Annotated in this window: 18 protein-coding genes; 9 read left to right on the top strand and 9 right to left on the bottom strand. The window is 31.4% G+C overall.

Annotation, left to right across the window (positions count from 1 at the left end):
- Positions 1–128: 128 nt before the first annotated feature.
- Genes PQ462_RS06315 through PQ462_RS06305 form a run of 3 tightly spaced genes read left to right on the top strand, consistent with a single transcriptional unit; the run spans position 129 to position 2,626 of the window.
- Complete coding sequence (locus PQ462_RS06315; RefSeq protein WP_274252784.1) at positions 129–812, top strand: cell division ATP-binding protein FtsE; 684 nt, start codon at positions 129–131, stop codon at positions 810–812.
- On the top strand, positions 812–1,699 hold the full coding sequence (locus tag PQ462_RS06310) for a glycosyltransferase family 2 protein (RefSeq protein ID WP_274252783.1): 888 nt from the start codon (positions 812–814) through the stop codon (positions 1,697–1,699). Before PQ462_RS06315 ends, PQ462_RS06310 begins: the two co-directional genes overlap by 1 nt.
- Positions 1,700–2,626 carry a glycosyltransferase family 2 protein gene (locus PQ462_RS06305; protein ID WP_274252782.1) on the top strand — a complete coding sequence of 309 codons (927 nt, stop codon included), beginning with the start codon at positions 1,700–1,702 and terminating at the stop codon, positions 2,624–2,626. It abuts the gene before it with no gap.
- Here the strand turns inward: PQ462_RS06305 and PQ462_RS06300 are convergent.
- Positions 2,609–3,016, bottom strand: coding sequence for a sugar 3,4-ketoisomerase (locus tag PQ462_RS06300; RefSeq protein ID WP_274252781.1), 408 nt, complete (start codon positions 3,014–3,016; stop codon positions 2,609–2,611). The genes PQ462_RS06305 and PQ462_RS06300 overlap by 18 nt on opposite strands.
- The gene (locus PQ462_RS06295; protein WP_274252780.1) at positions 3,013–3,846 is read right to left on the bottom strand and encodes a glycosyltransferase family 2 protein; all 834 of its coding nucleotides are present in this window, start codon (positions 3,844–3,846) and stop codon (positions 3,013–3,015) included. The genes PQ462_RS06300 and PQ462_RS06295 overlap by 4 nt, the downstream gene beginning before the upstream one ends.
- 35 nt (positions 3,847–3,881) lie before the next feature.
- Between PQ462_RS06295 and PQ462_RS06290 the strand changes: the two genes are divergently transcribed.
- Positions 3,882–5,012 (top strand): glycosyltransferase family protein, encoded by a 1,131-nt coding sequence (locus tag PQ462_RS06290; protein WP_274252779.1) that lies wholly within the window; start codon positions 3,882–3,884, stop codon positions 5,010–5,012.
- Between the two features lies 1 nt (position 5,013).
- Here the strand turns inward: PQ462_RS06290 and PQ462_RS06285 are convergent, their stop codons facing one another.
- The 7 genes from PQ462_RS06285 to PQ462_RS06255 form a co-directional block, all read right to left on the bottom strand.
- Positions 5,014–6,342: a hypothetical protein gene (locus tag PQ462_RS06285; RefSeq protein ID WP_274252778.1), complete on the bottom strand. Its 1,329-nt coding sequence runs from the start codon at positions 6,340–6,342 to the stop codon at positions 5,014–5,016.
- Between the two features lie 109 nt (positions 6,343–6,451).
- Positions 6,452–7,726 (bottom strand): O-antigen translocase, encoded by a 1,275-nt coding sequence (locus PQ462_RS06280; protein WP_274252776.1) that lies wholly within the window; start codon positions 7,724–7,726, stop codon positions 6,452–6,454.
- A 1-nt stretch (position 7,727) separates the two neighbouring features.
- Complete coding sequence (locus PQ462_RS06275; protein WP_274252775.1) at positions 7,728–8,840, bottom strand: DegT/DnrJ/EryC1/StrS family aminotransferase; 1,113 nt, start codon at positions 8,838–8,840, stop codon at positions 7,728–7,730.
- Between the two features lie 12 nt (positions 8,841–8,852).
- A complete protein-coding gene (locus PQ462_RS06270) occupies positions 8,853–9,830 on the bottom strand; it encodes a GNAT family N-acetyltransferase (protein WP_274252774.1) in 978 nt (325 codons plus the stop codon).
- Between the two features lie 85 nt (positions 9,831–9,915).
- Positions 9,916–10,518, bottom strand: coding sequence for a trimeric intracellular cation channel family protein (locus PQ462_RS06265; protein WP_012024302.1), 603 nt, complete (start codon positions 10,516–10,518; stop codon positions 9,916–9,918).
- Positions 10,519–10,604: 86 nt separating this feature from the next.
- Positions 10,605–11,444 carry a hypothetical protein gene (locus PQ462_RS06260; protein WP_274252773.1) on the bottom strand — a complete coding sequence of 280 codons (840 nt, stop codon included), beginning with the start codon at positions 11,442–11,444 and terminating at the stop codon, positions 10,605–10,607.
- Positions 11,445–11,561: 117 nt separating this feature from the next.
- Positions 11,562–12,305, bottom strand: a complete 744-nt coding sequence (locus PQ462_RS06255; protein ID WP_274252772.1) for an RDD family protein — start codon at positions 12,303–12,305, stop codon at positions 11,562–11,564.
- 20 nt (positions 12,306–12,325) lie between these two features.
- Here PQ462_RS06255 and PQ462_RS06250 point away from each other — a divergent pair, with 20 nt between their 5' ends.
- The 5 genes from PQ462_RS06250 (at position 12,326) to PQ462_RS06230 (ending at position 17,060) form a co-directional block, all read left to right on the top strand.
- A complete protein-coding gene (locus tag PQ462_RS06250; protein ID WP_274252771.1) occupies positions 12,326–13,300 on the top strand; it encodes a stage II sporulation protein M in 975 nt (324 codons plus the stop codon).
- 18 nt (positions 13,301–13,318) lie between these two features.
- Positions 13,319–14,086 (top strand): DUF4129 domain-containing protein, encoded by a 768-nt coding sequence (locus tag PQ462_RS06245; RefSeq protein WP_274252770.1) that lies wholly within the window; start codon positions 13,319–13,321, stop codon positions 14,084–14,086.
- Positions 14,086–15,291 (top strand): DUF4350 domain-containing protein, encoded by a 1,206-nt coding sequence (locus PQ462_RS06240; RefSeq protein ID WP_274252769.1) that lies wholly within the window; start codon positions 14,086–14,088, stop codon positions 15,289–15,291. Before PQ462_RS06245 ends, PQ462_RS06240 begins: the two co-directional genes overlap by 1 nt.
- Before the next feature lie 35 nt (positions 15,292–15,326).
- Complete coding sequence (locus tag PQ462_RS06235; RefSeq protein ID WP_012024296.1) at positions 15,327–16,340, top strand: AAA family ATPase; 1,014 nt, start codon at positions 15,327–15,329, stop codon at positions 16,338–16,340.
- Between the two features lie 108 nt (positions 16,341–16,448).
- Entirely contained in the window at positions 16,449–17,060 is a 612-nt protein-coding gene (locus PQ462_RS06230) for a DUF3828 domain-containing protein (protein WP_274252767.1), read from the top strand.
- Positions 17,061–17,077 lie beyond the last annotated feature (17 nt).

The following is a 17,077-nucleotide window of genomic DNA, read 5'->3' as shown; positions in this document are numbered from 1 at the left end:
TGAATATCTATTGCCTTTATCATTTAAATTTTCATTCCTTTTTCTAGAATTTTTCTTAAGAAATGATTGAAATTTATTTTGAATCCAATCGTTATCTTATTACTTTTACCATTCAAATCAATTTTATTATGTCACAAACCGTACTATCTCTTAAAGAAGTCACTATATATCAAGAAGGAAGAAAAATTTTATCTCATATTAATTTGGATGTTCAACATGGTGAGTTTATCTACATCATCGGGAAAACAGGTTCCGGAAAAAGCAGCTTCTTAAAAACTTTGTACGCTGATCTCCCTTTAACTGAAGGTGAAGCTCATATTGTTGACTTTGATTTGGCAACTTTAAAAGAAAAAGATATTCCGTACCTGAGACGTAAAATTGGTATCGTTTTCCAGGATTTTAAATTACTTCCGGATCGTTCTATTAAAGACAATATGCTTTTTGTTCTTAAAGCAACCGGCTGGGTTGAAAAAGAAGCAATGGAATACAAAATTGATGAAGTTTTGGATAAAGTTGGAATGAAAGATTTCCTAAACAAAATGCCTCACCAGCTTTCTGGCGGTGAACAGCAGCGTGTTGCCATTGCGAGAGCTTTGCTTAACGACCCAGAGTTTATCCTTGCCGACGAACCAACAGGAAACCTTGATCCGCAGACAAGTTCTGAGGTTTTAGAAGTTTTAAAAACGATCAATGCCAATGGTAAAACTATTATCATGGCGACTCACGATTATGCTTTGTTAATGAAATTCCCATCGAAAACATTGAAATGTGAAGAGGAAAGAATTTTTGAAGTAGTGCAAAGAAGCGTGTAATGCTTTCTATTTTAATTCCGGTTTTTGATTATAAGGCATTTTCATTAGTTGAAAAACTGCATAATCAAGCCGTGGAATTAAACATAACATTTGAAATCATTTGCTTAGATGACGCTTCGAATCTTTTTACAAATGAAAATCAACAAATTAATCAATTACAAAACTGTTCATTTGTTGTTTTAAAAAAAAACATCGGACGCAGTGCTATTCGGAATCTGCTGGCAGAAAAAGCTGTTTACGAGAATTTATTGTTTCTTGATGCTGATACATTTCCTGTAAATGAAAATTTCATTTCAAAATATATTTCTCAGATTGACAACAGAGAAAAAATAGTATATGGAGGTATTTTATATGAAAGCTCAAAACCATGCAAAAATGAACTTTTACGATGGATTTATGGCACAAAAAGGGAAGCTTTAAATGTTTTTGACCGAGAAAAAAATCCATATCTTTCTTTCTTGACTTTGAATTTTTTAATCAAAAAAAGTATTTTTTCAAAGGTCAGTTTCAATGAAAACATTCCAAATCTCAGACATGAAGATACTTTGTTTTCTTTTGAATTAAAGCAGAAACAAATCGAAATAATTCATATCGAAAACCCTGTTTTTCATTTAGGAATTGAAGACAGTAAAACTTTTTTAAGAAAATCTGAAGAAGCCGTTTTAGGCTTAAAAAATCTAGTCGATTCCAATTTTATTTCTGCAGATTATGTGAAATTGTCACATTATTTTCAAATTATAAAAAAATATCATCTTACTGCTTTAACTGCTTTTGGTTTTAGAGTTTTCAAATCTTTATTTGTAAAACAGCTCTTTAGCAAAAATCCTTCTCTTTTGCTTTTTGACATTTATCGCTTAGGTTATTATTGTTCTTTAAAAACAAAATAAATGGCTTTCTTTTCTATCATAATTCCGTTGTACAACAAAGAAAAATTTATCGAGAATACGATACAAAGTGTCTTGAACCAGACTTTTCATGATTTTGAAATTATTATAGTAAATGACGGATCTACAGATAAAAGTGAAGAAAAGGTTTTACAGTTTAAAGACGATCGAATTCTATATTTCAGCAAAAAAAATGAAGGTGTTTCTCAAACCAGAAATTTTGGTTTAGCCGAGGCAAATGCTTATTTCGTAACCTTTCTGGATGCCGATGATTATTGGTATCCTGATTTTTTAGAAACAATGCATTATTATTGTACGCATTTTCCAGAACAAAAAGTTTTTGCTGCAGCGATAGAAATCGAAACATCTAAAAAAACTTTTCCTGCGACATATTCAATACAAAAAACAGGCGATTTTGAGATCGTAAATTATTTTCGTGCCAGTACTAAAGAATCTGTAATCCTGACTTCTGGAACTGTTTTTAATAAAAGCATTTTCAAGAATACAGGTGTTTTTGATCCTAACATAAAAAGCGGGCAAGACACGGATTTATGGATTAGAATTGGGATTGTTTATCCTGTTTTATTTATCTGGAAAATATTGGTGCGCTACACACATGATGAAAACAGCCTTTCTAAAAACTCCTCTTTAATGAATTCTAAAATGGATTTTTCTAAATTTCTGGAACTTGAAAAAACTAATCCTGACCTTAAATTTTTTTTGGATTTAAATCGGTTTTCGCTGGCTGTAAAGAGTAAACTTATCAATAATAAAACGCTGTTTAAGTATTATTACGACGGAATTAATTTGAAAAATTTAAGTCTTAAAAAAAGAATATTGCTGACTCTTCCCTCAAATTTATTGCAGATTTTAATTGATTTAAAACTTAAACTGGCCGAACTCGGATTAGGTTCATCTGTTTTTAAATAACTTAAAATCTTTATATTCCCGAATATAATCGTTTTCGTCAAATTCGTCTGAAGCCAAAACCAAACATACGGCGCCTGACGAAAAATTCTTTAATTCTCTCCAAATTCCATTTACAATCAGCAAACCAATATTGGGCTTGTTCAGCGTTACTGTTTTTATTGTTTTACCATCTTTTAAAACAACATCAAAACTCCCGCTCAAAGCAATTAAAAGCTCGTGCTGTTCTTTATGAGCATGTCCGCCGCGTTTGCTCCCGCTTGGAACATCAAACAAATAATAGACTCTTTTTGAAACAAACGGAATCGTATCCTTTTCAATAACAGCAAGGTTTCCTCGACGATCTTGAATTTTTGGAATTTCAATTAATTGAATATCGGCATTTGTGGTCATAATTTGCTTTTAGTTATTTCTTTAAATTTTGAAATTCCGTTTATTCCTGCTTTAATTTTTTTTTGTATTTCCGATATTTTAATACTTTTTCTTCGAATTAAAAAAAAGACATATTTGATAAGCCAAACATAAGCAAAATTATGGTACAGCTTATAAAATAAAGCCGATCTGGCGTAAATTATAGAATCTGAACCTTCGTTTTTTCCCGATGAAAATTGCGGATGCGAAACGATAATTTCAGGATTAAAACTAACTTTTAAGTTTTGGCTTAAAGCCGATTTTAAAAACAAAAACTCTTCGGCAGTTTCAAAAAAAGAACCAAGCCCGAAGTTTTCATCAAACCAAATATTGCTTTCCTTTATATCATTTAATTTAAAAGCAATTTCGATTGAACTTACATTCCAGATGCTTTTTTGGTCATGAATAAAAGTTTTAATTGCCTTTTTTTGCGGCTCGGTATCTCCAATTCTCACATGATTAAAGGTAATAATACTTGTTTTCGAATCTTTTTCGAAAGCAGAAAAAATCTTCGTTTTTAAATTTTCTGTAAAAACGACATCATCGTCTGTAAAAAGGCAAATGTTTTTTGATGCATTCTGAATCGCTTTATTTCTGCTTTTCGACAAGCCATTTTCATTGCTGTTTAAAACCCTAACCGAATCAAAATCAGATTGTAAAAAAGTATTCTCGGTTTGATTTACAATCAATAAATTAAAAGTTGAAAAATGCTCAAACGGAAACATGGGCTGTAAAAAATCTAAATTGCGCTTATCTTTGGTCGCAATTAGAATTTCAAAATCATTTTCAGAAAAAACATTTAACATTTTCATATATATTTACGTAAATATAAATATTTCCCGCAGAAATGAGAATACTATTGGTAGGAGAATACAGCCGATTACATAATTCTTTAAAAGAAGGATTAGAAGCCTTACAACACGAAGTTTCGATTATTGCAACGGGCGATAATTTTAAAAAATTTCCTGTTGATTATTCTATTCACCCAAAGTTTTTTCTGGACAATAAATTTTTAGTTTTTTGCAATAAAGTTCTCTTCCGAATTTTTAAAACTGATTTACAATTGGCCGAAAAAGGAATTCGGTTTTGGTTCTTTCTTTCAAAATTAAAAAACTACGATGTTGTACAATTAATCAACTCGAATGCGATTGAAACGTATCCGTTTTTTTCAAAATACCTTTTGAAAAAGCTTTTCAATCAAAACAAAAAAAGCTTTCTATTGGTTTGCGGCGAAGATACTCCGGTTATCGATTTTTTATTAAAAGATGAAGTAAAGTATTCGATTTTGACGCCGCTTTTACAAAATAAAAAATTAGCGTCCAACTATCGTTTTTCATTAAAATATACGCATAAAAACTATCGCGATTTATATGAGTTTGTCAGCAAAAAAGTTTCTAAAATAATGGTTTCTGATTTTGATTATAAAATTGCATTACCCGAAAAAACATTGATTCCAAACCCGGTAAACACAGATAAAATTACTTTTCAAGCTACAGCTGTTTTTGATAAAGTAATTATATTTCTGGGAAAAAATAACAGCAGCGCCATTAAAAAAGGAACAGTATTTTTTGAAGAAGCTGTTTCGATAATTCAAAAAAAATATGATTCTAAAGTCGATATTATAAAAGTTGAAAATGTGCCGTATAACGAATATATCGCTTTATATAATCAGTCTCATATTTTACTGGATCAGGTTTACGGCTACGATCAAGGCTATAATGCCTTGGAAGCAATGGCAAAAGGAAAAGTGGTTTTTACCGGAGCTGAAGATGAGTTTACAGCACATTATAATTTAACTGAAAGAGTTTGTGTAAATGCAATTCCTGATGTTGATTATCTAGTAAACGAATTGTCTTTTTTAATTGAAAATCCGGATGAAATTGAGGCAATAGGAAAACGTGCCAGAGCTTTTATAGAGCAAGAACACGATTATATCAAAATTGCACAAAAATACCTTAATGCCTGGAATTTGAAATAAACTAAACTTCAAGTTTTTTTCTCTTATTTAAAATATTTTTCCTGACAAATAAAATAACAACCAGCATCATAATATATTCAAAAGGAAAGCTGAATCTTGCATTGCCGCCAAACGTAACTAAAGCTTGCAATACAGAGGTTAGAAAAATAATCGTAGTAAAAAGAAGTTCTTTTGTAATACTGCGATTCTTTAAAAACAAACCAAAATGATACGGAATTAAAAGCACAAAAAAGACTTTAAAAATCCAGATTAATACTGTTTGAAAATACCAGATTCCTAAAAATATTTTGTTTACAAAAGGCAGAGAAAAACTATCGTAATCCCAATATATTTTTGGCTTCCAGAAATCAAACCAAGATCTAAAAACAACTTGTTTTACATATTCCAGCGGATTCTTTTTTATCGTCGCTTTAGCATAACCGCCAAGTTCTGCCGAAAGTAAGGCAAAATTACCCGCTGTTTTGGGCAGTAATTCGGTTTGAGCATCCCAAATCGTCATCGCAATATCGGTTTGAAGATGTGGTTCTAATTGGTTATTTTCAGCTATTAATTTATCCCGGTGTTTGGCATAAACAGATCCAATCCATTGGTATTTCGGTGTTGTTTTTTCGGCAAAATAAACACAGTTTTGAGATAAATTAAGTCCGAAAAATGTGGTCGAAACAAAATATCCGGTATTTATTTTATTTACATAAGACCATCCAAAATAAGAAATTAAAGGAAACAGTAAAATAATGAGTTTAGAATTTATAATCCTTGAAATTTTAAAATTCTTCGCCACACTAAACCCATAAATAACAAATGGAATAAAGGCATAAAATGGTTTAATCAAAACAAGTATACCAAGAACTAATGCGACGATAAAGTCTCTTTTAAAACTTTTATTTTCTAAATAATCAGCAGCTAAATAGTAAAATAATACCGAAACAAAAAAGAGGGTTACAGATTCTACCAATATTATTCTTTCGTAAAAATGAATCTGGAGAAAGCTTTGTAAAAAAAGCGTAATATATAATGCTGCTTTTGAATCGAAATTTAGTTTTAAAATGGTTTTATACCAATAAACAGAAGTAAAAATCCCTAAAACAACCTGATACACAACGGTCAAGATTGTAGAACCTAATGCTAAAGCAATAAATAACGGATATCCCGGAGTTCTTTCTCCGTTATAAAAACTGAGATCGAAGCTTAAGATTTTTTCAGCTAAAAATAAATATCCTTCAGAATCAGGAAACAGCGTTACGTGAAAATACAAAATGGATAATAAAGCACGAAAAAGGAATCCTGCGCAAATTAAAACTCTAATTTCTTTTGTAAAAAATGGATTCAAAAATTTAATATTTAGCATTTATAAAAATAGAATTCAAGGCGTTTTAATTTCATCCTGAGCAAATATAACTTCAATAAAAATAGTACAAATGATCGAAATATGATTCTATTTAAATTAAGCATTTTCTAAAATAAACCGCTAACACTACAAAATAAAGAAAGTTGTCTAAAGCCTGAGCCATAACCATTCCTTCTATTCCATAATAATTCACAAAAAGCAGACTCAAAAAATACAAAGTGCCAAGAGAAAACAATTCTGTAATAATAAAAGCTTTCGTCAGCTTTTTGGCAAAAAACTGATATCCCAAAATTAATGCTGCTACTTTAAAAACATCACCAATTAACTGCCAGAAAAAAAGCGATGTCACGGGTAAAAATTCTTTGGTAAACAATAATTGAATTATGAAATAGCGGCTAAAATAAATTACAAGTAAGCCAAAACAAAAAACAGGCAAAATTGTTTTATAAAACTGCCAAAAAATAGATTTTGTTTGGTCATTATCCTGAGCTTTTGAAAGTTTTGGCAAAAAATAAACAGTTAGAATTGTACTTACGAAGAGTAAATAATAAGATGAAATTCGGGTCATGGTTTCCCAAAAACCGGCTTGATCTAATCCTAACTTTTCAATAAGATTATTTCGAACGGCTAATAAAACTATTGGACCTAAAACAGAGGATACCAAAGCCATTAAGGAATAAGGCAGTAAGTTTTTTATAATGGTAAAATCATATGATTGCAGGCGAATAATTTTTAGAAATTGAATCTCTTTCTGTACAAAATAAAAAGTGACAAAAAACAATAATGATGGTGTTATTACAATGGCTAATAAAGCTCCTAAAGTGTGGAATTTTAATATCATGACCAGAGAAACCGCCAGACCAATTAAGTTTCCTGTAATGTTTACCCAAATTACTTTTGTGAATTTACTTAAACCATTTAAAACGGAAAGCAGAAAAACAGAAACGGTATACCAAGGTAAAGCAAGTGCCAGAACTCTAAATACTAGAGCATTATCTCCGTTGTGTTCTAAAATTTTATCATTCCAAAAGGAAGCAAAAAAATACAAAATACCGCTTAAAATAAGTGCAGTGCAGACTAAACTAATAAAAACTGTTGCGATTATTTTTTTTAATTCTTCTTCATTCTTTTGATTTTCGGCAATATATTTTACTATTCCGTTCTGAAAACCCAATATTGAAATACTTTCTAAAGAAGTCAAGAAATTACGAAGATTACCCACCAAAGCCATTCCGCCGGGTCCCACAAAAATGGCCAGTATTTTTGAAGTTATTAATCCAATCCCTATTTTAAGTCCTACGCTAAAACTGTTTAACGAAGTGATCTTAAACAAAGTAGAATTGACTATTTTTTTTACTGCCCTCAAACTAATATTTATTTAAAACGGCAACAATAAAATCAACTTCTTGATCTTCAAGAACCGGGCTCATTGGCAGACTTAAAACTTCGTTATGGATTTTCTCTGTTATGGGAAAAGATAAAGTATTCCATCCCGAAGTTTCGGAAGAAAAAGCATTTTGTTTGTGCGGCGGAACCGGATAATGAATAACAGTTTGAATATTATTTTGAACTAAATAATTTTGTAAATCTTCTCTGTTTTCCGTTCGAATAACAAATAAATGAAAAACATGATTATTAGAAAAATTCCAATCAGGAAGTATAATTTTTTCGTTTTTTATTTCAGCTGAATATCGTTTTGCAATGTTTCTTCTTTTCTGATTATCGGCGTCTAAATTGGGAATTTTTAGGTTTAAGAAACCAGCCTGTAATTCATCTAATCTCGAATTTACACCAACATAATCATTATAATATTTTTTTTGGGATCCATAATTGCGAAGTGAAAAAAGCATTTTTGCCAATTCAGCATCATTTGTAGTTACAGCTCCTCCATCGCCCAGACAGCCTAAATTTTTCCCCGGATAAAAACTGTATGCAGATGCTGAGTTTAAATTATTAATTGTTAATGGTTGATTGTTAATGGCTCCGTGAGATTGTGCACAATCTTCTACAACAACAAGATTATGTTTTTGTGCAATTTCATTTATTTTCTCCATTTCAGCTAATTGTCCGTATAAATGAACGGCTAAAATGGCTTTTGTTTTTGATGTGATTTTTTCGGGAATTAAATCCGGATTTATATTGTAGGTTTCTAATCTTGGTTCAACCAAAACAGGAATCAAATCGGCTTGCAGAATGGCCAGAATACTGGCAATATAAGTATTTGCCGGAACTATAACTTCATCACCTTTTTTGAGTATTCCGAGTTCGATATAGCCTTTAAAAATTAAAACCAAAGCATCAAAACCATTCCCTACTCCAATACAATATTCAGAGTGGCAATATTCGGCGAAAGCTTTTTCAAAATTTTCAACTTCTTTTCCTAAAATATACCAGCCGTTGTCTAAAACCGTTTTCAGTTTTTCCTGAAAAGCAGTTTCGTATGGCTGATTTATTTTTTTTAGATCCAGAAATGAAATCATTGGTTTGGTTTTTTAGACAAAAATACCATTTAACGTAGTATAATTTGAAGTTTCGATTTCATAAAAATCATGAATTATCGTGCCTGCTCCAAAACTTTCTTTCCAATACGTTAATCCTTCGTTTAGATTTTTCCCTTGATTTTCATTCGAAATTCCGAAATCAAAAAACCGTTTATGTGCAAATCTTTCCTGAATTAAATACTGAAAAAGGAAATCTAAACTTCCTAAATCTTCTATATTCGGATTTTTAGAAATGTACTGGCAATGTGCTGTCGTTTCGGTTTCAAAAACTGTGGTTCCGCCCACAATTTTATCTTCAAAATAAACATTAAATTGATGAATATTTTCTGGAAAAAGAGACTGAAGATGGTTCATTTCTTCTATCGAATGAACTGGTTTTGCATTATGCTTATTATCTAAATTTGGTATTAAAACCTCATTCCAAAACAATTCAAAACCCGCTTCCTCTTTAATGATAAGTTTATTTAAAAGTGCTTTTTTAATGCCTCTTTTTCTAATTTTTGAAATTGATTTTTCCTGTGATAAATCAATAACCGAAAGTGAATCTCTGCGAATTAGTTTTGCATCTGCCAGAAACAAAGTATACAAAATCTCGTCAGATGGTTTAAGATGATAAATTGATGGGATGGTTTTTAAATATAATTTTTCAAAACTATTTTCATTTAAAAACGATAAAACAGCTCGAAAAATCTCGATAACAGCAGTTTGTTTTGTTTCTTCTTTATAAACCAATCCGCCATACGTAAGTCCTTGATGAGAATAAACCGTGTTTCCATTTTTGTTTGCCGGCAGAATAGCTCGTAGTTTTTCTTCTTCAAAAATTAAAAGTGAAAAATCTTCAAAACGATCTTTATGATATTCCATAAAATTACGATGAAATAAAAACGTTGCATTTTTGGCCTGACTAACAAAGTCATTCCAAATTTTGTAATCGTTTTGATCGTATTTTTTTACAGTAAGGTTTTTCATTTTTCTGTCGCAGATTTTACGGTTTCAATGATTTAAAAAACCTATTTAATCCGTTTAATCTGTGGCTAATATATCTAATTAAATTCTATTTATGTTCAAAAGCACGCAGATACCATTTGTATTTTACTGCCAGTAAGCGAATAGAAATTATTACAATCGAAGTTACTAAATACAATATATCGTCTTCTAAATTTAGTTTGCGAAGTCCAAAAAATACAATGCCGCCAAAAATGCATATCGTAGCATAAATTTCTCTTCTAAAAACAGTTGGAATCTCATTGCACAAAATATCTCGTGTCACGCCTCCAAAACAAGCCGTCATGGTTCCTAAGGCAATACATATAACCGGATGCAGTCCTGTTAAAAGACCTCTTTCCAAACCTATCAAAGTAAAAACTCCCAAACCAATGGTATCAAACAAAAACAATGAAGTTCTGAGTTTATCAAACTTTTTTCTAAAAATAATAGCCAGAAAAAAACCTAAAATAATTACATAAACATATTGAAGGTTCATCATCCATCCTACCGGAGTTCTGCCAATTAAAACATCGCGGAGTGTTCCGCCTCCTACAGCCGTAACAAAAGCAATTATGAAAACCCCAAACGGATCGAGTCTTTTATGCATTGCTGTTAAAGCACCAGACATGGCAAAGGCCATTGTACCAATAATATCTAATAAATGAAACATTTTTTCTTAAGTTACAAAGATGCAAAGGTGCAGAGATTTTAGTATTTCTCCTATTTTTTTAGTGCTATTCTACTTCAAGTATTTATTTATCTTTTAACGTAAATAGGGCTTCTTTTTAATAAATAGGTAATAGAATCCATCCAGCTGTCTTTTACTGCCAGAAAAGGTTTTCGGGTTTGCGAATAAATTTTTGTGGTGTTTTTATACATATCAAAATAAACAGTGTAATAATAGTAAACCTGTGTATTTGCGGTTGTAGTCGAAACATCATTGGTTTTTATTTTCTTATTATTGTCGCTTACTTTTGCATTTCCTGAATTGTAAGTAGTCGAAGTCGTGCCTGAATTCATGGTATACGAAACTTTTGCAGCGACAATATTATCAACGCCCAGTATTTTTTCAAGATCTTCAATTGGCGTTTCATCAATATTAGTATGATCAATTCCGGCTTTATGAAGCAGACTGTTGGTTGTTCTTAAATCCTGAACTATTAACGGTAAAATATTAGACGATTTATCTATCAGCTTATTATAAAGATCATTTTGAGCAAACTTTGCCATATCTTCTGAACTTTCCTGATTGTCTGCATTTAAATAAGGAACGGGAAGCACTGCAATTGTATTCTGCTTTATTTGTGATGCTGCAACAACGGTAGAAGAATCACTATTTCCCAGACTTACATCAAAAGTCTGAGAGCGTCCGCTGGCAAAATCAATTCTGGCTATCTGCGAAACATCGAGAGAAATTGTGAGAGTTTCTCCGGGAAGAGAATATTCTACAGTTTTATCAGATATTTTAGAAATGGTTCCTTCAATAATCTGATAATCTCTTTTTATAATTTTATCCAGCTTTTTCCCGCCTTGGGCGAAAGCAAAAACAGAAACAAATAACATTAATAATACGGCAGTCAGCTTTTTAATTATCATAGCATTTAAATTTTAGTTTCCTTATGTTGGTTTTATAAAATCACGTTTGTTAAAATTATAAAATTTAAATGATAATCACGTTAAGAAAAACACATACAGCGTTTTAACTGCATAAAATTACATATGCTGCGTATAGAAATTGTAATCTTTTAAAACTACACGAATAAAATCAGAGTTATTTCCGGATTGATTTTTAATTCCGGCAACACTTTCAATTTTAGCTACCAGTTTGTAAATGATTTCATGATCGTTTTTTGCCACGGCTCTATGAAATGTTTCTTTAATAATTCGCATATCATTATCTGATAATTTAATTACCAAGGGATAAGTCGGCACATAAGCATCGCCAATTTCTTCTAAAATTGTATGACTAATATTAATTTTGTTTTTCAGAGTAATTACTGCTGTTCCCGCCACCATATCGCCTAAACGCTGCGCTTTTTTACTTGAAATAATCGTAATTAAAGCAACAAGACCGTAAAAAGAACTAAAGTCGATTATTCTAAAAAACCATCGCATTAAATAATCGCCAAAACCTGCCTGATATCCGTCTATTTTTACGACTTTTATCTTCACAAGTTTTTTACCAAATGACTGACCTTCAAAAATGCTTTCCAGAGTTAATGAGTAAATCATCCATGGAATAAAAAGTACAATAAAAACCGCGGCTCTGGACCACATATCTAAACTATCCAGGGCCTGGCCAAGGTTCAGCCAGCTGAAAACAATTAATAAAACAACGATTACATAGGAAATTTTAATGCCTAAATCTATGAAATAAGCACCCATACGTTCGCCCGGCGTTGCAGCAATAAAATTTATTTTAACATTTTGTGTCGTATTAATAGATAATTCTGACATATTTCATATTTTAGCCCTCAATGAGAGAAGTTGCATTTATAAAACAAAATAAAGAAAAATGGCTGGAATTTGAGCTAGCTATTTTTGGTAAAGCTAAGAAAAATCCTGACGAATTAGCTAATTTGTACATTCAATTAATGAATGATTTGTCGTACGCACAAACCTATTACCTTAAAAGTAAGACAGTTGTCTACTTAAATCATCTTGCATCGCAGATTTACCAAAAAATTTATAAAACCAAACGCACCGAAAAAAACAGAATTGTTGAATTCTTTAAAACCGAAGTGCCTTTATTACTCTACGATTACAAAAGATATCTCCTGTATGCTTTTGTCTTGTTTTTTTTCACCGTTGCCATGGGCGTGGTTTCCGCACGTTACGATCAAAATTTTGTTCGTTTAATATTGGGTGATGAATACGTTAATATGTCTTTGGAAAATATCAAAAAAGGAAATCCAATGGCAGTTTACGGATCGGGATCAAACTGGGGAAGTTTTATCGGCATCACCATGAATAACCTTTATGTGGGAGCAAAATGTTATTTATACGGCATTTTTGGCGGTATTGGAACGTTTTATATTTTTCTTCAAAACTCATTAATGCTTGGGTCTTTTCAGTATTTCTTTTATGAACAAAATGTTTTCTGGCAAAGCGTCCGCGGTATTTGGATTCACGGTTCTATGGAAATTTTTGCTATTGTAATCGAATCTGCTGCCGGATTTATCTTAGGAGCTTCAATCTTGTTTCCTAAAACCTTTTCGAGAATGAATTCGTTTAAAATTGGTTTTAAAAACAGTTTTAAAATATTCTTAAGCACTTTTCCTTTTACAATCAGTGCAGGATTTCTCGAAGGTTTTATTACAAGATATTCAATCGATATGCCCAATTGGTTAAGCAGCTCCATTATATTAGTTACGCTTGGAATAATTTCATTTTATTACTTAGTTTATCCGTTTATTGTTCATAAGAAAATCCAAAAAATAACAGCCAAATAGAATTAATACAAACCAGTAATGAATAGAATTTTCTTTATTTTATATTTTCTTTTCTTTTGCGGTATTACAAACGCACAGGATTCTTTGCTGACGGAAGAACCTCCAAAAATTGATTCAGTTAAGTTTACCGAAAAAGATATTCAAATTGATTCTGAATCAGTTGAAGCGAAATATTTCCCGAAAAACTTCCAAAAAAAATATACCGATTCTGATTTTGTTTACGAACAAAAAGCGCCGGAAAAAAATCTTTGGGACCGTTTTAAAGACTGGATTGCTAGTTTGTTAAGAAAACTTTTTTCTTTTAACGATCCGCAGACTTCCTTAAATGTTGCAGTAATGTTACTTCGCATAATTGGCGTAGCAGTTATTATTGTCGTAATTTATTTAATTGTAAAAGCCATTATCAATAAAGAAGGACAATGGATTTTTGGCAAAAATGCTAATAAAAGAAACGTTTATTACTCTGATCTTGAAAAAAACATCCATCTTTTAGATTTTGAAAAATTAATCAAAGAAAGTCTTGAAGCCGGAGAAAAACGTACTGCTGTGCGATACTATTATTTATGGCTTTTAAAAACAATGGCACAGCACAATTATATTGAATGGGATATCGAAAAAACAAATTCAGATTATTTATACGAAATTCAAAATCCTAAACATAGAGAAGAGTTTACCTATCTATCTTATCTATACAATTATATCTGGTATGGCGAATTTGAAATTGATGATGCCACATTCAATAAAACCGAGAATAGATTTAAGAATGCATTAAAAACCTTTAGCTGATGAGTAAAAACATTAAAATATACATAGCTGTTTTGGTTTTTATATTAATCTTAATTCTAATTGGAGATTACAACAAACAAAAAACAATCGACTGGCGTCCAACCTACTCTGTCAATGACAAAATTCCTTATGGTTTATATGTTTTTGATAAAGAAATCGGCGGTATTCTTAAAAATCAAAAAATTGAAAGAATTCCAGATATCACGCCGTATGAGTTTTTAGATTCAAAATATAATGAAGACACACTTGTTGAAACTTATAGTGTAAAAGGAACTTTTATCAATATTTCACAGCAAAATAATCTTGACGATCAGTCGGCAAAAGAAATCCTGTATTTTGTGTCGCACGGAAATAATGCTTTTTTAAGCATGACAAATTTCCCTAAAACATTATTAGACAGCTTAAAATTTGAATATTCGTCTAACTTACTGCAAACCAAAGATGCTTCGGTATGGATGGCAAACAAAAAACTAAGTTCAAAAATATACAAATCAACAAGTGACATAGCCGATTATTTTTCTAAAATCGACACCTTAAACACAACCGTTTTAGGCTACGAAGGAAATCCGAAGTACAAAAAAAATATCAACTTTATAAAAGTGCCTTATAAAAACGGATATTTCTTTTTACATACAAATCCGGTTGCTTTTACAAATTATAATCTGCTCAAAAAAGACCGTTATCAATATACCGAAAAGGTGTTATCCTATATTCCTAAAGGAGATGTTTTTTGGTACACAAAATCGCCAAATGATGAAAATATATCAGCTTCGCCGCTTCGATACATTTTCAGCCAGCCGGCTTTAAAATGGGCTTGGTATTTATTCCTAATCGGAATGTTTGTTTTTATTTTGTTCAACGCCAAAAGAAAACAGCGAATTGTTCCTATTTTACAGCCATTGTCTAATTTAACAATCGATTTTACCAAAACAATTGGAAACCTGTATTATCAGGAAGGCGATCACAAGAATATAATTGATAAAAAAATCATTTATTTCTTAGAAAGAATCAGAACCGAATATTTAATCGATACTACAAAATTAGATGACGAGTTTGTAAAAAAACTGCATCATAAAACCGGTAAAGACGAAAAAGATATTCAGGAACTTGTACTTTTAATCAACGAATATCGAAATAGTTACCATGGAAATATCGAAGCGGATCTAATCCGGATTAATAATGCCATAGAAAAGATTTTACATTAAAAAACAGAATACTCAATTAGAAAAACATACCAAACATGGACGATATCAATACATCACAAACAGAAATCACAAATGAAAATGTGAATTTTGAAACACGATTAAATTTAGCACCTCTTTTAGATCACGTTAATGCGATTAAAAAAGAAATCGAAACCGTAATTGTTGGCCAGCATAAAATGGTCGACCAGCTTTTGGTTGCTATTTTATCAAACGGACACGTTTTATTAGAAGGTGTTCCGGGAGTGGCTAAAACCATTACGGCAAAACTGCTTTCTAAAACTTTAAATATTGGCTTCAGCCGAATTCAGTTTACACCGGATTTAATGCCTTCGGATATTTTAGGAACTTCTATCTTCAATCTGAAAACTTCAGAATTTGAGTTTAAAAAAGGGCCAATCTTTTCTAATTTAATTTTAATTGATGAGATCAACCGTGCTCCGGCAAAAACTCAGGCAGCTCTTTTTGAAGTTATGGAAGAGCGCCAGATTACAATTGACGGATCTGGATACAAATTAGAAACTCCGTTTTTGGTAATTGCAACCCAAAATCCAATTGAGCAGGAAGGAACTTATCGTTTACCAGAAGCTCAATTAGACCGTTTCTTGTTTAAAATTACAATTGATTATCCAAAACTAGACGAAGAAATCCTGATTATCCAAAGAGAACATTTATTGCAGGATCATGGCAAATTAGAAGCTATCAAAACTATTCTCTCTGCTTCAGAAATAAATCAATACCAAACTTTAATCAAACAAATTAGAGTTGAGCAAAATTTATTAGAATATATTGCACGAATTGTAGTCAACACACGCGAAAATGCCTTTTTATATTTAGGAGCTTCACCTCGTGCTTCAATCGCAATTTTGAATGCATCAAAAGGTTTCGCAGCCATTCGCGGACGTGATTTCGTAACGCCTGAAGATATTAAAGAAGCAGCAATTCCTGTTTTGCAACACCGTGTTATCGTTACTCCAGAACGTGAAATGGAAGGTATAACAAGCTCGGAAATTATCAAACAAATTATTGAAACGGTTGAAATACCTAGATAATTATTAGTTCTTAGCTGCAGTTTTCAGTCGCAATCTCAGTTTACAGTTTAGCACTGAGACTAAAAACTGCGACTGAAAACTGTATACCGAGACTGAAAACTAAAAAAAATGAACACTAATAAACTACTTCTCCTATTCTCACTTTGGATTCTGGCGGTAAGCTTTAAGCCTGCAGATTCTGTTGATTTAAAAAATGATAAAAATTTTTATTTCAAAACTGACAAACAAGAAATTGAAAGCTTAATTAGAAAAGCTTATCAATGGATTGAAACAAAAAACAATAACACTGATTTTGATCCAGTTACAAACAAAAAAGGAGACAAATACACCGGATTAGATTTAACAGCACATAAAAAAAGAATGGAAGCGCTGAAGAAAACGAATTTCTTCTCACAGCAGTTTTTAGACAATTACAATAAAATTGCACTAAAACTTGACGCCAATCTTAAAAATAAAAAAATAGAATGGCTTGTAGGCGATCTGCCTCCTTTTGGAAATGATTCAAATCCGTGGTGCAGCTGTCAGGATTACCCGGATGAATATTGGAAAACAATGGCAGTCAATAACCTTAAAGTAGATAACAACAAAGCTTCTTTTTATTGGACCTGGTTCTGGAAAGGTGATTTTAAATACAAAACCACTGTTGTAAAAGAAAACGGAGTTTGGAAAATTGCTTCTCTTGAAGGTTTTAATTTTGATGAATTCACTAAAATTTATTAGTAAAACATAAAACCAAG

It is taken from the genome of Flavobacterium sp. KACC 22758 (genome assembly GCF_028736135.1).
GTDB lineage: Bacteria > Bacteroidota > Bacteroidia > Flavobacteriales > Flavobacteriaceae > Flavobacterium > Flavobacterium johnsoniae.
The sequence above is the reverse complement of the archived record's forward strand: the minus strand, read 5'-3'. Positions and strand labels throughout refer to the sequence as shown.